A 17,735-nucleotide genomic window follows, 5' to 3' on the forward strand; every position below is an offset into this window, starting at 1 on the left:
TAACGTTAACTAATCCGCTTTCATTTTATGTAATATACGAATAACAGAATCATTAGAGCGTTTTCAATTGTTTGTTTGGCGAACCAACATATTAATCATATAAAATGGATGCCAAATCGTCAATGAATCGATAATAAATAAAAATATTCAGAACAGTAATTCGTAATAAAATTGACGAACTCTGATTTATCTTCAGGAACTTTCCAAGAATCACAGAAACGAATAATAGTGCTAAGCTAAACGAAAGTATTTTAAAGCCATATGATTCATTTCTATCTATTGCATCCGGCTGAAATCTAACATAAAATAGTGAAGGATGTAAAATGCAGTTTATTATAAAGTGAGATGATGAAATGCCTAAAGCAATTTGGCTTTTAGTTATAGCCACAACAATCAACGTCACAGGCGGTTCATTTTTGTGGCCATTAAATACGATTTACATGCACAATGAGCTTGGTCAAAGTTTAGCCTTTGCCGGGTTCATTTTAATGTTAAACCAGGGAGCAGCAGTTATCGGGAATTTAATTGGCGGCATGCTGTTTGATCGCTATAGTGCGTATAAATCCATTCTTTATGCAACATTAATTGCCCTTATTGCAGCAATTATATTATCTTTTAATCATTCAATTATTCCATACTCTATTTTGCTTGTCATCATCGGATTTGGCAATGGAATGACCTGGCCGATTATGTTTGCCATGGCTGGTTCACTCTGGCCGGATGGGGGAAGAAAAGCATTTAATGCAGTGTATGTTGCACAAAATTTGGGTGTCGCCCTTGGTGCAACCATTGGCGGTTATGTTGCGAGTATTTCCTTTGATTATATTTTTATCGCAAATGCCGGATTTATTGCCGTATTTTTTTTCCTGATTCTCTTTACATTCAAGAAGATGGACAAGGCCCAAAATCCGCAGATGCATACAACTGTACTTGATCAGAGCGGAAGGATGAAAAACAGCTCAGCATTAATTGCTTTGTTTATTCTTTGCAGCGGTTTTCTCTTTGTTCATATTACTTATTCACAGTGGCAAACAACAATCGCATCTTATACACAAGATATCGGGATTCCGCTTGAACAATACAGTACACTTTGGGCATTGAATGGTTTCCTTATTGTTTTTTCACAACCTTTGATACAATGGTTTACAAACAGGTTTACAAATAGCAAGCACCATATTTATATCGGAACAATTATTATGATCTTATCTTTTCTCGTTGTTATGAATGCTTCTGCATTTACGATGTTTGCGGTAGCAATGATTATCTTAACTGTTGGAGAAGTGTTAATGTGGCCAGCATTCCCGACCCTTGCAAACGAGCTGGCACCAAAGGGAAAAGAAGGATTTTATCAGGGACTGGTAAACAGTATTGCAACAATTGGAAGAATGGTTGGTCCGGTCTTTGGCGGATTTATTGTTGATTTCTATAATATTGAAGTTTTATTCTTTGTTATACTAGGTTTACTATTGATTCCATTTATTACTACAAAACTTTATGATAGAAATGTTCAGCAAAAAACAGAGCAGTCTGGAGGAGGAGTATCATGACAGAAATTAAACTAATTGCACTGGATATGGATGGTACACTATTAAATGATGCACAGGAGGTACCTGAAGCAAATCGCCTGGCAATTGAAAAGGCGCTGAAGAAGGGTGTCCATGTGATATTAAGTACAGGAAGAGGAATTGATAATTGCTATCCATATGCATTAGACCTTAAATTGCCTTCCTATATTGTTTCAGCAAATGGCGCCGAGGTTTGGACGATGGAAAAAGAACTGCTGCAGCGTAAACCGATTCGCCTGGAAACAATTGAGAAACTCTATAATCTTGCGCGCCAGGTAGGTGCAGGGGTTTGGATGATTTCAACAGAAGGTGCTTTCCGTGAAGAAGAAATCCCGCAGGACTTAGAAAATTATGATTGGCTAAAGATCGGCTGTTTTACGGAAGATCAAAAGAAATTAGGTATGCTTGTTAAGGAATTTTCAGTATATGACGAACTTGAACTGACAAATTCACTGCCTACAAATATTGAGGTAAATGCAAAGGGTGTCAGTAAGGCAGGTGCACTGCGTTACCTTTGCGATAAAATTGGTATTACGATGGAAAACGTGCTGGCTTGCGGTGATAGCTTAAATGATATTAAGATGATCCAAGAAGCAGGTGTGGGCGTTGCAATGGGAAATGCGCAAGAAGCGATTAAAAATGTAGCTGACCATACGACGGTAACGAACAATGAAGCAGGCGTAGCAGCTGCAATAGAGAAATATGTGCTGAACGCTTAGGATAGAATGATAAAAGGCGATTCTTTTGTAAATAAAGATTCGCCTTTTTTGTTATTTTATTTATTTGCGAAATTGTTAAATTGATTACCTGCTTAAATATTAAGAAAAACATCTTCTAATGACTGTTGTTCTATTTTTATTTCATAAATCAGGTAGTCCGCTTCGATCAGGGTTTTTGAGAGCAACGGAATATCCTCTTCGGTTCTCAGCGTAACAACGGAATAGCCGTCTTTAGTTTGAGAAAAGTTTATTTCCAGTGCAAGCTGTTTATTTAAATACGCAATTTCTGGTTCTAGCAGCATTGGTTTCGTACGTATTTTCAGCTGGATAAGCTTTTCATTATTTTTTAACTCAGATGGGGCACCTATCATTTTGATGACACCATCTGCCAGAATACCAACACGATCACTGATTTTTTCAATTTCATCTAAATTATGAGATGTAAGCAAAATCGTTTTACCTTGTTGTTTCAGCTTTAAAATTAACTGGCGAACTCTAATTGCTGATTCAGGGTCAAGACCAGACGTAGGCTCATCTAAAATAATAATCCTTGGATTTCCAAGCAGTGCTTGTGCAAGACTGATTTTCTTCTTCATACCAAAAGAATAGGACTTTATTTTTTTCCATTCAGCACCTTCAAGCCCGACATCCGCCATGAGGGAAATATAATCCTCTTTCGACAAACGGCTGCCGGCCAGATCACCCATATATTTCAGAAAGCTGATACCTTTCATATTTTCATATAGATTACTGACATCAGGCATCACACCTATTTCTTTTTTCGCATCATCAATTTGATCATCACGAAAACCGAGAATTTCAAAAGCTCCAGAACTTGTATGGGTAATTCCTGTTAATGCATGGATTAATGTTGATTTTCCAGCCCCGTTATGTCCGACAAAACCAAAGATTTCACCAGGATAAATGTCCATCGTAATATTTTTAAGTACTTCAGTATCTCCATATCGTTTTTTTAGTCGTCTTATTTGAATAGCTGCCATCATTTACAAATCCTTCCTTTGCAATATTCCCAGTGCGATGACAAGGTAAATGACACCGATTCCTATCGGTACAAAAGCGAGAAGATAAGATCCATCCATATAATAAAAAGGTAAAAGATACTTTAAAATGATAAGGTAGCTCTTCTCAGAAAATATGGATGTCATGCCGATAATTGGCAGGAATATACCCAGTAAAATGCCGACAAACATTGTGACCTTTGCACGTGGAATGATAGTAGAAAGCAAGAGTACGAAACTCACAATATAAAACATAAAGCTGATTACTCTAAAGTAATCCCCAGCAAAGAAATCACCAGCAATTACTGAAATGATAATAAAAGAAATGGATAGCGTAAATATCCAAAAAAGATATGTCCCGAGAAACTTGCCAAGTATTATCTCTAACCTGGATTGTTTCGTAACGAGCAGCCGCATTGTACGCAATTCAATTTCTTTGTTGATGACATCATGAGAAGTAGCGAAGACGAATAGAAAACCGAGTACCAGTACAATCATTGCTAATGAAGCGATGTAGACTGAAGTATTTCCTTCACTAATTAATTCATCTACGAGTCCTGGATAATCTTTAATCGCACTTGCTGCCTGATATGATATAAACGTTATAAATAAAATCATTAATATCGCTCTTACACTTTTAAAAGAGTCGATAAATTCACGCTTTAAAATATGAACCATGGATTATTCTCCTTATCTTAAAAGTTTAGATTTTCATCGTTATCCGAAATGAATTATTTTAAATCATGCGCATGCATTTTTTCTAGTTCTTTTTCGTGTTTTTTCTTTAATGACTCTCTGCCTTGATGCCATTGTTCAAATAGGAAAAGCAGACCAATTATCAGGATAATAATGTAGAACCAAAAGCTCTCAATCTTTCCGTTTACCAGGGAAATTGTCATCCAAATTGTAAAACTAGCAGGTATCAAGGCACCCCAATATGGGTTGTTTCTTGTCGCAAAGAAATATTGTATCCCAAGAAACGCTGCAATAATAAATACATCATATAAACCGAAGCCAAACATTATCCTTCATTCCTTTCCTGTTTATATTTTTCAATAATTAATTTTGCTTCTTCTAAACTAATTCTGTCGTCAATAGAAAGCTGTTTGATAAATTGGATAAAGCCTTCGTTTTCGATTTCCTCGTGAAGCTTAATTTTCTCAATTAGTCTGTCGAGTCGTATTCTTACTGTCGGATACGACACATCATAAAGCTTAGATATTTCTTTTAAAGAACCAGAGTGAACGACAAAGTTTTTAATAAATTCAATGTCTTCCGTTTGCAGAGCTAAGATCCAAGCAGGAACTTTGTTCATGTCCATAAACTCACCTCGTTTTATTATTTAATAACACCTTAACATATTTCTTAATAAAGTTAAAATATTTTTTAGTTTTATTTAAGTTTGTTTGATTTTATTTAGTGATAAAGGATTTTAAATGAATAAAACTACGTGTGAAAGGCCTGCTTCTGCAAGTAAACCTTTGATTCGAAAGATTAGTAGTTGGCGGGATTAATAAATTAGAGTATGATACGAAGAAGAAATGTAATATTTTTATTGATAGATGGGGGATTGATTATCTTGCGTTCAACGAGGGAAGTAACGACAGTTTCTGAATCAAAAATTTCCACAAAAAAATTAACAGTCACAGCAGCAATCATTGCAATTAACTTAGTATTAAACCAATTCACTCTTGCTTTCGGGACACTACTGGAAATTGGATTTGCTTTCCTGGCACTTGCAGTGCTTGCATATTTATATGGTCCAATTCATGCAGGATTAGCCTCTGTCATAGCAGATTTGATTGGATTCCTGCTCAGACCAAATGGTTTCTTTTTCCCTGGCTTTTCATTGAATGCTCTATTAATGGGAATTATTTATGGCATATTTTTATATAAGAAGGAAGTTACTTTAGGCAGAGTGGCACTTGCTGTGCTTGTTGTGACCATTTTGATTCATTTGATTCTGACTCCAATCTGGCTGAATATTATGTTTGGAAGTCCGCTGTTTGCGGTTCCGCGTATAATAAAGGCTGTGGTTTTATATCCTATAGAAGTAGGCTTATTATATGGTTTGCTTAAAAATCTCCGTAAAATGCGACTGCGTTTGCTTTAGTTCAAATCTTTAAAATGATGAGGTGTATAAGTTCCTCACCTGGCAAGCAAGCTAAGCATAATATGAGGAAGGAATTTTTATAAAGGATGTGTCTGTTTGGAAATAAAAAAGTACTATGTCACCGGAAACACAGCGCAAGGTTTCATTAATCTTATATCATCCAATCTGCATGGCATTGACAAAACAATAACATTAGATGCTTCATCATTAGCTCACAACACTGCCATTCTAAAACGCCTAATTGATGAATATAAAGGAAAGACAAAACTGGAAATATTAAAAAGTTCGATTAGTCACAACTACCTGGAAGGAATCATTCTAAGAGAAAAAAACGCAGCTGTTTTAGTGAAGCAGGGGGACAGACCTTCTGTAACAGAATTTGCAAAGGGACTTCAGATTCATGATGAACTGGAGAATGTTTATATTCAGGAAATGGATTTTGCAAAAGCAGATGAAGCAGCAGGAGATTTAATAGAAAAGCTACTTAAAGATGTGCCATATAAGAATCGTGAGCCCCACACATACCTGCGATTTTTTGGAACAAATACAATGGATGGAATTGTCAATGAGGTACCACATCTTATCTCGGAATTGGAACGTGTATACCATATTAAAGGAAGAGCGGGAACAGGAAAGTCGACTTTTATGAAAAAAATCGCCAATGCTTGTTTAGCACATGGACTTGATATTGAACAGTATCATTGCAGTTTTGATTCCAATAGTATCGATATGGTGCTTGTACCTGATTTAAGTATCTGCTTGTTTGACAGTACTGATCCGCATGCATTTGATCCAGAAGATGCAGCACGTGAGGAAATTATTGATTTGTATGAGATTGCTGTTACTCCAGGGACAGACGAGATGTACCATAAGGAAATTACAGAACTGACTTCAAGTTATAAAAACTATATGAAAAAAGGCTTGCAAGTTTTGAAGCTAAAAGGTGAAGCAATTATTAAAAATGAAGATGCACAAAATATATCAGAGACAGAGATTGAACAATCAGTTGATGCCATTCTGAAACAAATAAACAATAATTAAATGAGACTGAGACATAACGTTATTAGTATGGATTAAATCGAACAAATGAGCTAACCAGCTACCGGGATATCCTCCCGGAAGCTGGTCATGCACTTATTAATTTGTTCCGGTTTTTATCACATACTCGTGTTATGTCACAGTCTCTTCTTCTAGTAACACGTATAGATTAAATTATCAGGAAGATGCGGGGAGTGTATAATTCGCACTAACTGGGTAAACCTAAAGGAAAAAACAGATTGGATGGAGACCATTCTATGACAAATAATAAAGAAGAAATACATGACTTTCCACATTCATACTGGCTTGAGTCTATTGATTTGCCTCAGTTTTCCCAGCTTGATGAAGACCTTGATGTAGATGTAGCAATTGTTGGCGGTGGAATTACAGGAATAACAGCTGCATATCTGCTTGCAAATGAAGGATTAAAAATTGCTCTTCTTGAAGGAGACCGATTATTGAATGGTACTACTGGTCATACAACAGCTAAGGTTACCGCACAACATGATTTAATTTACGATGAACTGATATCCAATTTAGGAGAGAATCGAGCAAAGCTGTATTTTGAAGCAAATAAAGAAGCAATGAATTTTATAAAGAATACGATTAGTAAATTACAAATTGATTGTGATTTTCTTGAACAAGATGCAATTATTTATGCAACCACCGATAAATATGAAAAAAAACTGCAAAAAGAAGCAGATGCCTATAAACAGCTTGGCATAAACGGTTATTTAACAAAAGAAATACCTTTAGATTTTAATATAAAAAATGCGATTATCATGAAGGAGCAGGCACAATTTCATCCACTGAAATATTTAAGTGCGCTTTTGCAGACTTTAGTAGAAAAAGATGTCCACATTTTTGAGAATACTACTGCTGTAAAAGTTGAAAAGGGAAAACGTCCGATAGTTAAAACTCGTGATGGCGCAAGTGTGACGAGTAATTATGTACTCTCTTGTACACACTTTCCATTTTATGAAGGGAAAGGACTCTATTCCGCAAGAATGTATGCTGAACGCTCCTATGTATTGGCCGCAAAGACTAAAAAGTCGTACCCCGGGGGTATGTATCTGAGTGCTGAGGATCCAAAACATTCATTAAGAAGTGCAGTAATCAATAAGGAAGAAATGGTACTTATTGCGGGGTATAGTCATCAAACTGGAAAAGATGAGAAAACATTAGAGAAGTACAAAGCTTTAGAAGCATTTGGTGAAAATGTTTTTGGTTTGGAAGCTGTCCCATATCATTGGTCTGCACAAGATTTGATTACATTGGACAAGGTTCCATATATCGGGCAAATTACCTCTGATCGGCCCAATGTATTAATTGCTACAGGCTATAGAAAGTGGGGCATGACAAATAGCGTTGTCGCTGCATTACTATTTCGCGATAGAATTATTGGTAAAGAAAATGGATTTGAGAAGTTATTTACACCCTCAAGATTTCATTTGAATCCGAGTGCAAAAAAATTAGCTAAAGTGAATACAGAGGTTATCACAGAATTAGTTAAAGGTAAGCTGGAGAAAAGTGATTTGAATCCTGAAAATTTAAAGAATGATGAAGGTGCAGTTATTACAGTTGAAGGTCAAAGAAAAGGAGCCTACAAGGATGTGGATGGCATGCTTCATGTTGTTGATACAACTTGTACTCATGCTGGTTGTGAAGTGAATTGGAATGACGGTGAACGCAGCTGGGATTGTCCGTGTCATGGATCAAGATTTTCCTATACTGGGGAAGTTATAGAAGGACCAGCTGAAAAGCCATTACAAAAATATGACTATAAGATGATTGATAACCTTACTTCAGAGGATTCAGGATACTAATAGCGGAAACTGGAAATTATCCAATTCCTGTATGCCTATTTCGCGATAGGAATGTTTAGAGATTGTTGCATTGGTGGTAAAGTAGTAAAGAATGTTTTTTTGGAAGAAAGCAGGAGATTGGGGAAGATTTGCAGAAAGGTAATATAAACAAAAAAATCAGGAGGGTTTATCATGGCAAGCGTAAAGCAAATGATCCAGCCACATTTTTGGTTTGATAAGGAAGCGCGGGAAGCGGTGGAATTCTATGTTTCCGTTTTTCCGAAATCTAAGTTGACGAATGTAAAGACACTTCATGATACACCATCTGGTGATGCTGCATTTTTTCAATTTGAATTATGGGGTCAGGAATTTATGGCAATTAATGGTGGACCCCATCTCAGATTTAATCCTTCCATTTCCTTGATTGTAAACTTTGATCCTGCACGCAACGAAAATGTCGAAGCATTGATTGATGAGATATGGCAAAAACTTGCTGATGAAGGAGAAGTTCTTATGGCGTTAGGCAGCTATCCATTTAGCGAAAAGTATGGTTGGATTCAGGATAAATATGGTTTATCCTGGCAACTGATTTTAACAAATCCTGATGGAGATGAAAGACCAGCTATAATGCCTTCCATTCTTTTTGTAGATGGTGAATATGGGAAGGCGGAGCAAGCCTATCAATATTATCAAACTGTTTTTAAAGGTACTGAGTCAGGGCAGCTTATTCGCTATCCAGAGGAAATGGCGCCAAATCAAGCAGGTACAATCATGTTTTCAGATGTGAAATTGGAAAATCAGTGGTTCGTACTTATGGACAGCGGACACGAGCATCAATTCGCTTTTAATAAAGCAATTTCTTTTGTAGTTTTATGTGATACACAAGAAGAGATTGATTATTATTGGGACAAACTCTCAGCAGATCCAGAAGCAGAGCGATGTGGCTGGCTGAAGGATAGATTTGGAGTTTCATGGCAAATCATTCCCAAGGCGATGATCGATATGATGCGAACAGGCAATCAAGAACAGATTGAACGGGTCAATCGTATGAATCAAAAGATGAAAAAAATTAGTTTAAGCGAGTTGGAAAAAGTCTTTGTAAGTTGATTCTATATCATCATAGATTAACAAAAAATGGGTGCAGTTTTTCCGATTAAAGTAAAATAGTCCTTGTAATCTAAAGCGAAATCGGTTACAATTAATTAACTGAAAATTAAGATATGAAGCAAATGAAAAGGGTGGTGAAGTTATGGTGACACTTAAGATGCTGAAGCCTTATTATATTAAGACAGAAAAGAACTTTGTGCGTATTATTTTAGCATATCAATATTTTTCGGTTGTAATGAAGAACAAAGTATTTCAATTTATCCCAGTAGAGTCCAATGAAATCCGTTTGAATAGACGGACAGAGAAGATTGAAAATATCGATGCAGTTTTTGCTTTTCAAAATGGAAAAGACATTGTCAATGTACCGATGGTAAAGCTGATTACCTTACCTGAATTTCTTGAGCAAATTCATGAAATTGGAAAACCATATTACTTCAATACCGCTCGCAATCCGGCCGAAAAGGAAACAAAGGATAATTATTCTGCAGTCATTGCGGAAATCGAGATACAAAACACTCTGCGTCTCATTGATAAAGCGTTAGATGAGCGTAATGAGCAAGACTTTCATGAGTTAGCGCTTTTGTTAAAAACGATAAGAGATGAAACATAACTCCCCGATCTTGGGGAGTTTTTTATATTCCAACATTGATAAAAAGGAAGCAGCAGGTTGATTCCTGCAGCTTCTTTTTTAATCTTCTTTATTCTTTACTTTTGGATAGAGCTGGTTAATGACTTCAATAAATTTGCCGGTTGCAATTGTGCTGTCTTTATCCTGTGTTTCCTCGACAAGCAATGCAATAAGAATGTCCTGAGAGGTATGTGGATAGCCAACAAACCAGCTATTTACAGCACCCTTTACATCTGCACTCAGTTTTAATTCTACTGTTCCTGTTTTCCCGGCGATAGGCACATTAGATTCTTCTTCAGCCCGCTTCCCAGTACCATCTGTAACAACAGAACGCAGCATATCATCAAGCAATTCTGCATCTTCCTTGGAAATAAGATTCTCCTTCCAAATCTGTTCTGTATCTTCACTTGTTAGAAGGGTTGGTTTAATCATATTTCCCTCATTAAGAAAAGTCGTATATGCTGCAGCTAAATGAATTGAACTCATTTCCAATTGTCCTTGCCCATAACTGGAGTTTGCGAGCAGCACTTCATCATCAAGTTTGCCATCTACAGAAATGGTAGACATTGTAATGGGATATTCATAAGGGAATTCTTCACCAAAGCCAAATTCATGAAATCCATCGATAAACGCTTTACTCTTCATTTCAATTGCTTCCATTGCAAAGTAAATATTGTCAGAACGTTCCAGGGCGTCCCGTAAATCAACGGGTCCGTTTGAAGGGGATACCCTTGTTACCTTATAATCTCCCCAGCCCTTGCCATTCCCCCACTGCAGTCCTTCGATTGTGTGACCTTCATCAGGGTCCAGTGTGCCGTTTTTAATTCCGACTGCAGCAGTGATAGGTTTCAGTACAGAGCCAGGTGCAAATGTTGCTGAAAAACGGTTCAATAATGGGTTCTGTTTATTATTTTCTAATTTTCCCCACACATTTCCAGAAGTGCCATATAAAATTTCATTTGGATCGAAGGCAGGAGCGCTTACAAGGGCAAGTGTCTCTCCCGTTTTAGGGTGAATTGCAGCAGCGGTACCCGACTCTTTACCAAAGCTGTCATATATCTTCTCCTGGATATTAATATCGATAGTCAATGTAATACTTTCACCATTCTCCACAGGTTTATCAGCAATGACCACTTCCTCGTCATTTTCTTTTATAATGGAAATTGTCATCCCTTTTTTTCCTTTTAGCTGTTCTTCATATTGCTTCTCTATTCCGCGTTTTCCAACCTTATCATTGGGACCATATTCATCACTGTCCGTTTCCTCTAAAAACTCTGCAGTTATATCTCCAATATAACCTACCAGATGGGCGGTTGCTTCACCACCAGGATAGATGCGTCCGTTTGCTTCCGACATTTGCACTCCTGGAATAGCCATCAGCTGATTATATACTTTTTCATTGGAAGGAAGAATGGTTGTAATTGGAACGTCAAGATCATCTTTCACCCAATCCGCACCTAATGTATTTTCTATTTCTTCTTTGCTGATATTTAGGATATTGGCAATCTGTTGGATTGCCTGATCCCTGTTATCTAATTTACCAGGGACTATCCCAATTCGATACAGCTTATCATTCATAGCAAGCGGCATTTGGTTGCGGTCAAGGATTTCACCGCGAGCGGGGGATATCGGCTTAATTCGAATTTCACCGCCGTCTTTTAATTCCGGATGAAGGAATCCGGGGTTCCAATTGATGAACCAGCTTAATTCCGCATCTTTTTCTTCATTTATCGGAGCATTTTCTAAAGTTGCCTCATATTCAAAGCTTATTGGACCTGCAATAGAATCCATTTCCATTGTGAAAGGGATGGTGGCTGCAGTCTCTTCTTCATCCTTTAATGTATCGAGTTCTTCTTCAGTAAGCTCTGTAAATGAAACTTCTACATTCTCAATGTTTAAATCTTGATAAATCTTCTTATAACGATCAACGGAGTCTTCTGTTGTTATCTTTTCTTTTGTCTCCTTGCTGAACATGTCATACATTTGTTCGAATTGCTGATCTTCCCAATAGGTAACGAACTCCTTAAATCTTTCGTTTGGAGTGACCTGTTCATTCTCGGAACATGCAGCTAAAAGTGCTATCATACATAGTAAAATAAAAATCCGCATCATTCTCATTTTATAATCGCCCCCACAATTTGTTCAGTAATATTATAACATTTTGTACTTATTGTTTATAGTTGGAATACTTAACTGGAGGGAGATATTTTGAAAATTAAGATGAAAGAAAGGGAGAGTGTGAAGATTGGGCAAGTGGATTACGAATCGCCTGATGAACCAGTTGGCAAGAAGAATACAAATGAAGCTCAATAAGTTAGCTTTAACCGATAGAAAGTGCTGGCTGCTTTATTTCGGAATAACTCCAAATACGCCGCGCATCCCGCTGCGGAATACAAGGCGTATTTGGACTGTGGACTTCGGGAAAAAGATAAATAGACAGCAATACTAGAACTGATTTGAATTTAAGTAGTCAGTATTCTATGTAAAATTATTGCCAATCTAGTTATTTAAGCATTCAGCGCATGGATATGGCAGTTAATCCAGCATCAGGATGAATCATGCTTTAAAATAGAGTTTTTGATGATTTCACAAGATCAGTAAAAAATATCATCACAATAACACCAATCATTACAAAGGCAGTTGTTAAGCCACCGTCAAAAACAAGTAAACCTAAAAGAATAAGCACGATGCCAATATAAAATCCCGGGTCAGAAAGATTTCCTTCGTCATCAATACGAATCTTATTTTGCAGTGTCTCATCTTTTCGAATTAGTTCATCAATTGTCACATTAAAAATATCACTGATTCGAATAAGGTTTTCAATATCTGGATAGCCTTTATTGGATTCCCATTTATAAACAGCTTGTCGTGAAACATTTAATTGGTCTGCCAAATCACTCTGTGACATTCCTTTATTTTCTCGCAATGCCCTTAATTTTCCCCCGAATTTTTCATTCATTAAATCCCCTCCTGTTTGAAGCATACAACAAGCGATTAAAGCATTGAAGAAACGCTTTGTTTTTTATGTTAACTAATAGTTTACATCCTGTATACGCTTGATTATTTGAACTGCTGCAGATAGAATTTTGCATAAAAAAAGCCATGTTCTGTAATCCTGCAAAACACAGCTTTTCTTTTTATTTTTCCATATGTGCTTTAATTTCTGATGTGATACGATTAAATTCAGAGTCTGGAACAACATAGTACCAAATACCGCCAATAGTGGAGCCGGAACCGCTGATTTCCATTGTCTGGATATTATGTCTTGTTCCGAGATAGCCAGTAAATAATGTTTGAATTCGTTTCATATCAAGGTCTGTTTGCACGTTTCCGCCAAGAATATCAAGAATTTCACCAAACTTTGTTATACTGGAAAAGCTCGCGGCTTCGTCCATTGCTGCAGTTATTACTGCTCGCTGGCGATCATTACGCCCCATATCACCACGTGAATCTTGTTTACGCATACGGATATAGTCCAATGCCTGTGTACCATTTAAGTGAATAGATCCCTCAGAGAATGTGGAATTTCCTTGAGAAAAGCTCTGCGTATTATTAACAGTCACACCACCGATTGCGTCGATACCTTCCTTGAAGCCTTCCATATTAACACGTGTATAAACATGCACTGGCAAGTCAAAAGCCTCTTCAACGGTTTGTACAGATAATTCCACCCCACCGAAGGCGTAGGCATGGTTGATCTTGTCCATTCCATGGCCCGGAATATTCACATACGTATCACGGGGAATGCTTAGCATAATCATGGAGTCAGTTTTCGGGTTTAGTGATAATAGAATCATTGTATCGGAACGGCCCACATCACCAGGACGCTCGTCTACTCCCAGCAGCAGGACGTTTAATGAATCTTTCGCATTAAAAATATCCTTGATTTGTTTTTGACGTTCGGGATCGTCATCTCTCGCCAGGGGAGTATGCATGGTATCAATTGTATTTCCAAGCTGGTTATAAGCATAGATTACAACTCCTCCACCAATAACGATAAGAGCTAAAATAATCCCGCCAACCCATTTTGGCCATTTTCTTTTCTTTTTTATATTTCGTTTTTCTGTTCTGGATACCAATTGAAATTTCTCCTCTAAGTATAATAATCCCTTGAAAAAAGGGTCATGTTGTAAAGATTAAGAAGTAAACCTGGATAAAATTATAGCGGAAATAGTAAATTTAGTCCATTGAAATTTTAGTAATTTAGCAAATTTTGTTGTATTTTGTCTGGAATGTTTTCCTGAAATAAGAAAAAGGATGGGATAGAGATGGAGGAATAAATAAAAGACCAGAGCAATTATTCACTCTGGTCTTTATCAACTGGATAAGCATAAATAATATAGCGGTCAGGTGCATAACCGACAAAAGAGAATGGATAACATGTGGTTAAAGTGAGCACCTCTTCATCATGTGGGACAATAATCGTACGATCATCAGCATCAACAATTTTTGTTTCCGTAATTGCATAGCTGAAATCACCGTATTCAAGTTTCAATGTTAGAAGATCACCAATCTCCAATTCACCCATACGGCGAAAAACAGTATCACGATGACCAGAGAGCACAATCTGCTCATTCTGCAACGGATAAGCTGTACCGCCATAATGTCCAACACCTTTTGCCAGCTCATCTTCATGTGTACCCTCGATAATTGGCAAATCTGCCTCAAGGCTCGGAATATGAAGAATTCCAGCAGTTTCCCCTGCATCTGGATTGAATTCTTTTGCTGCATCAGCAGGAATAATGTTTTCTGTGTTTTGTATTATTGACTGATCTCTTTCTTCTATTAGAGCGTGGGCTTCAGCGGTCGCTTCATTTTGTGCATTGTTTGATACGACCCATTGATAGCCGCCGAATGCTAAGAGAAGTACACCACTAATAATGAGCAGGTACGATGCTATTTTCAATATATCCACCCCAATTTAAGGATTATTTATAAGTATATCCTTTTTTCAGAAAATAGAAAAGGTGTGCGCGCTGTTTCACTGAAGAAGTTTTGAAAAAAGTAATACCCCCCAATTATGAATATATTTAACTGGTTCATTATTAAGAGCTAAAAATATATAAAATATTAAAAATGAAGAAAATGAGAGTTAAATAAAGTAAATGAAAGTTAACGGTTCTTTATATAAAATAAATGGTCTTTTTTGAGGTTTTTCTATTTCAGGAAAATCAATTATACTTCAGATAAGTTGTTCGTTATAAAGAACAGATGATTCTTTAAGCGAACGAATATTGTTAGTTACATAAGGAGGGTTGTATGAAATAGCGTAATTATGTGTTATATCCATAGAAACAAATGGTTTAGGGATTAAAAAAACATTTTATTTACAGGAGGAATTTTAAAATGAACTTAAAGAAAAAATTAACTTCAGGCATTACAACGGCATTACTTGGAATGGCACTTATTGGCGGGGGAACTTTTGCATATTTTAGTGATACGGAAGCTTCAAATAATACATTTGCAGCAGGGACGCTTGATTTGGCAGTAAATCCATCAGTTGTAATTGATGTTAATAATTTAAAGCCTGGAGACACGATGGTTCGCGAATTCGACTTGGAAAACAATGGAACACTTGATATCTCAACTGTTGATCTCGCAACAGCATACGATGTAATCGATGCGAAGGGAGATAACACAGATGATTTCGGTAAGCATATTAAAGTCCTCTTCTTGGAAAACGCCGATAAAACAGGGGATGGCTGGGTTATAGGTGACTATAATGACATTATTTCAGAAACAACATTATATGATCTGCAAAACATGACACCAGATGCAGTCGAAAACGTTCAACACTGGTTGACACATTTGTTCGGTCTTGGCGGTGAAGGCAGTGGTTTAGCTGCAGGGGCAAGTGATCAAATGTATGTTGCATTCGAATTTGTTGATAATGATAAAAATCAAAATGAGTTCCAAGGTGATGGACTTGAACTTGAGTGGACATTCACTGCTCACCAAACAGAAGGTGAAGAAAGATAACTTTAATTAGTTAACAGGAGAAGAGGTGCCCCCTCTTCTCTTCCTACATAACAGCAACTATTTATATCATAGAAAAAATACCATAACGTTACATATTTTGATAATGAGGAGGGTTTCCCTTGAGTGTAAAGAAACATATCGTAATGGGAATGATCACAGGTCTAGCGGGTATGGCGTTAATTAGCGGGGGCACGGTAGCATTTTTCAGTGATGATATTTATACAGAGAATAAAGTACTGTCAGGCACATTAGATTTGGATATAAGTGACAATGATGGGGTCTTATTTGAATTTATCAATAAGAAACCAGGGGATACATTCGATTACAGCTTTGATTTAATTAATGCTGGAACCTTGGGAATGAAGGATATCACCTTATATTCTGATTATGAAACTGCCAATCGTGATGGTGTACTAGAGAAAAATGGGTTTGCTGAACAGCTTCTTGTCACAAAACTTCAAGTAGATGGCCATAATGTGCTTCCAAAAGAGAAAATGACTTTAGCTGCTTTGAAAGAGAACCCAGTCATTCTTGGAGAAAATATTGCCAGCAGTTCTTCTGCTTTACAAGTATATGTTGCTTTTGAATTTATAAAAACAGAAAAAGATCAAAACAAATACCAAGGAAATACAATGAAGCTGCATTGGACTTTTGAAGCAATTCAAGAGGATGGAGATGACGAGATATCTAAATAAAAGGTGGAGATTGCTGTGAGAAGTACTCGCATACGAAAATTCAGGTCGCCTTATCGCATGTTTTTCTTCATTAGTAAACTCGTTATCATCTGGTATTTGCTTCTGTTTACAGGGATGTATTTAAATCAGACAACAGATGCCGTTTTTACGGAAACATATGAAGTAAAAAGCAGAATTCATGCTGATGTGGAGACTATAGATATAGAGAAGGAAGAGACAAATAAAGTCACTGAGGAAATACCTGATACGCAGGAAAAAGCGGATTCAACGGTGGATACAGAAAGTGAAAAGACAGAAGAACCACAAACAGAATCTGAAGAGAAAGTGCCAGCAGCACATACGGTGACGGAAGAACAAACTGTTGAAGACCCCGCTGATACGAAAAATGAAGAGACTGCAGAGGAAGCAGTTGAGTCGGATAAAGCAGAGAAAACGAAAACTGTAAAACCAGCGGAAGATAACGTGGGGGAGGACAAGAAAGATGAAGGGGAAAATGGTTCTTAAGTGGATGAATCGGATTGTTTCAACGATTTTACTTGTTTTACTAATTGGAGTAGCTGGGCTTGTAGTATCAACCAAGCTTGCAGGCGGGGAACCACAGATTTTCGGTTATCAAATAAAAACTGTACTTTCCGGATCGATGGAGCCGTATATTCAGACAGGATCACTTATTGCGGTTAAAACGCTTGATTCAGATGAAAAAAAGAATTTGAAAGCAGATGACGTGATTACGTTTATGGAAACACAGGATAAGCTTGTAACACACCGTATTATCGATGTAAAGCAGACAGCCGATACGGTGCTTTATACAACACAAGGTGATAATAACAATGGTCCGGATCGGGAGCCGGTTCTAGCAGAAAACGTAGTTGCAAGCTACCAAGGATTCACAATACCTTATCTTGGTTATATCGCAAGCTTTGCTCAATCGCCAAATGGCAGCCTGGTCTTTTTTGTCCTTCCTGGTTTGCTGATGGTTGGTTATTCTTTTTTCAGTATTATGATGGCTATCCGGAAAATGGATGTTAATCAGAATAATAAACCTGCTGACACGAATTAGAATCAGC

General features: G+C 37.1%; 19 protein-coding genes. 11 read left to right on the forward strand and 8 right to left on the reverse strand.

All coding sequences use genetic code 11. The features are described 5' to 3' along the window. The first annotated feature begins 353 nt into the window (after positions 1-353). Positions 354-1,547, forward strand: a complete 1,194-nt coding sequence (locus NST93_RS00850) for an MDR family MFS transporter (RefSeq protein WP_405100291.1) — start codon at positions 354-356, stop codon at positions 1,545-1,547. Further along, positions 1,544-2,284: a Cof-type HAD-IIB family hydrolase gene (locus NST93_RS00855; protein ID WP_405100293.1), complete on the forward strand. Its 741-nt coding sequence runs from the start codon at positions 1,544-1,546 to the stop codon at positions 2,282-2,284. Before NST93_RS00850 ends, NST93_RS00855 begins: the two co-directional genes overlap by 4 nt. A 92-nt stretch (positions 2,285-2,376) precedes the next feature. On the opposite strand, the gene NST93_RS00860 is transcribed toward NST93_RS00855, so the two are convergent. From NST93_RS00860 to NST93_RS00875, 4 genes are read right to left on the reverse strand one after another with little or no spacing between them, the layout of a single operon-like run. Beyond that, positions 2,377-3,288: an ABC transporter ATP-binding protein gene (locus NST93_RS00860; protein ID WP_405100295.1), complete on the reverse strand. Its 912-nt coding sequence runs from the start codon at positions 3,286-3,288 to the stop codon at positions 2,377-2,379. Next, complete coding sequence (locus NST93_RS00865; RefSeq protein ID WP_405100297.1) at positions 3,289-3,981, reverse strand: ABC transporter permease; 693 nt, start codon at positions 3,979-3,981, stop codon at positions 3,289-3,291. It abuts the gene before it with no gap. Positions 3,982-4,034: 53 nt separating this feature from the next. Continuing rightward, on the reverse strand, positions 4,035-4,325 hold the full coding sequence (locus tag NST93_RS00870) for a hypothetical protein (protein WP_405100299.1): 291 nt from the start codon (positions 4,323-4,325) through the stop codon (positions 4,035-4,037). Continuing rightward, complete coding sequence (locus tag NST93_RS00875) at positions 4,325-4,624, reverse strand: DUF2089 family protein (protein ID WP_405100301.1); 300 nt, start codon at positions 4,622-4,624, stop codon at positions 4,325-4,327. The genes NST93_RS00870 and NST93_RS00875 overlap by 1 nt, the downstream gene beginning before the upstream one ends. Before the next feature lie 258 nt (positions 4,625-4,882). Here NST93_RS00875 and NST93_RS00880 point away from each other — a divergent pair, with 258 nt between their 5' ends. From NST93_RS00880 to NST93_RS00900, 5 genes are all read left to right on the forward strand, one after another. Then, positions 4,883-5,416: a folate family ECF transporter S component gene (locus NST93_RS00880; protein WP_405100303.1), complete on the forward strand. Its 534-nt coding sequence runs from the start codon at positions 4,883-4,885 to the stop codon at positions 5,414-5,416. A 96-nt stretch (positions 5,417-5,512) separates the two neighbouring features. Then, positions 5,513-6,457, forward strand: coding sequence for a hypothetical protein (locus NST93_RS00885; protein ID WP_405100305.1), 945 nt, complete (start codon positions 5,513-5,515; stop codon positions 6,455-6,457). A 254-nt stretch (positions 6,458-6,711) separates the two neighbouring features. Then, positions 6,712-8,280 (forward strand): FAD-dependent oxidoreductase, encoded by a 1,569-nt coding sequence (locus tag NST93_RS00890; protein WP_405100306.1) that lies wholly within the window; start codon positions 6,712-6,714, stop codon positions 8,278-8,280. 171 nt (positions 8,281-8,451) lie between these two features. Beyond that, positions 8,452-9,366, forward strand: a complete 915-nt coding sequence (locus tag NST93_RS00895) for a VOC family protein (protein ID WP_405100308.1) — start codon at positions 8,452-8,454, stop codon at positions 9,364-9,366. Positions 9,367-9,508: 142 nt separating this feature from the next. Next, on the forward strand, positions 9,509-9,976 hold the full coding sequence (locus NST93_RS00900) for an IDEAL domain-containing protein (protein WP_405100310.1): 468 nt from the start codon (positions 9,509-9,511) through the stop codon (positions 9,974-9,976). A gap of 78 nt (positions 9,977-10,054) precedes the next feature. On the opposite strand, the gene NST93_RS00905 is transcribed toward NST93_RS00900, so the two are convergent. The 4 genes from NST93_RS00905 to NST93_RS00920 all read right to left on the reverse strand — a co-directional run bounded on the left by NST93_RS00905 (position 10,055) and on the right by NST93_RS00920 (position 14,903). Further along, positions 10,055-12,112: a penicillin-binding transpeptidase domain-containing protein gene (locus NST93_RS00905; protein WP_405100312.1), complete on the reverse strand. Its 2,058-nt coding sequence runs from the start codon at positions 12,110-12,112 to the stop codon at positions 10,055-10,057. Positions 12,113-12,557: 445 nt separating this feature from the next. Further along, positions 12,558-12,953: a helix-turn-helix transcriptional regulator gene (locus tag NST93_RS00910; RefSeq protein WP_405100314.1), complete on the reverse strand. Its 396-nt coding sequence runs from the start codon at positions 12,951-12,953 to the stop codon at positions 12,558-12,560. 178 nt (positions 12,954-13,131) lie between these two features. Further along, positions 13,132-14,073 (reverse strand): LCP family protein, encoded by a 942-nt coding sequence (locus tag NST93_RS00915; RefSeq protein WP_405100316.1) that lies wholly within the window; start codon positions 14,071-14,073, stop codon positions 13,132-13,134. A gap of 218 nt (positions 14,074-14,291) precedes the next feature. Further along, positions 14,292-14,903 (reverse strand): class D sortase, encoded by a 612-nt coding sequence (locus NST93_RS00920; RefSeq protein WP_405103715.1) that lies wholly within the window; start codon positions 14,901-14,903, stop codon positions 14,292-14,294. Positions 14,904-15,340: 437 nt separating this feature from the next. Between NST93_RS00920 and NST93_RS00925 the strand changes: the two genes are divergently transcribed. From NST93_RS00925 to sipW, 4 genes are all read left to right on the forward strand, one after another. Beyond that, positions 15,341-15,973, forward strand: coding sequence for a TasA family protein (locus NST93_RS00925; RefSeq protein ID WP_405100318.1), 633 nt, complete (start codon positions 15,341-15,343; stop codon positions 15,971-15,973). Between the two features lie 119 nt (positions 15,974-16,092). Next, on the forward strand, positions 16,093-16,668 hold the full coding sequence (locus tag NST93_RS00930) for a TasA family protein (protein WP_405100320.1): 576 nt from the start codon (positions 16,093-16,095) through the stop codon (positions 16,666-16,668). Between the two features lie 15 nt (positions 16,669-16,683). Beyond that, complete coding sequence (locus NST93_RS00935) at positions 16,684-17,172, forward strand: hypothetical protein (RefSeq protein ID WP_405100321.1); 489 nt, start codon at positions 16,684-16,686, stop codon at positions 17,170-17,172. Next, positions 17,150-17,728, forward strand: coding sequence for a signal peptidase I SipW (gene sipW / locus NST93_RS00940; protein ID WP_405100323.1), 579 nt, complete (start codon positions 17,150-17,152; stop codon positions 17,726-17,728). Before NST93_RS00935 ends, sipW begins: the two co-directional genes overlap by 23 nt. Positions 17,729-17,735 lie beyond the last annotated feature (7 nt).

The sequence above is a fragment of the Oceanobacillus sp. FSL H7-0719 genome, assembly GCF_045040795.1.
GTDB lineage: Bacteria > Bacillota > Bacilli > Bacillales > Amphibacillaceae > Oceanobacillus.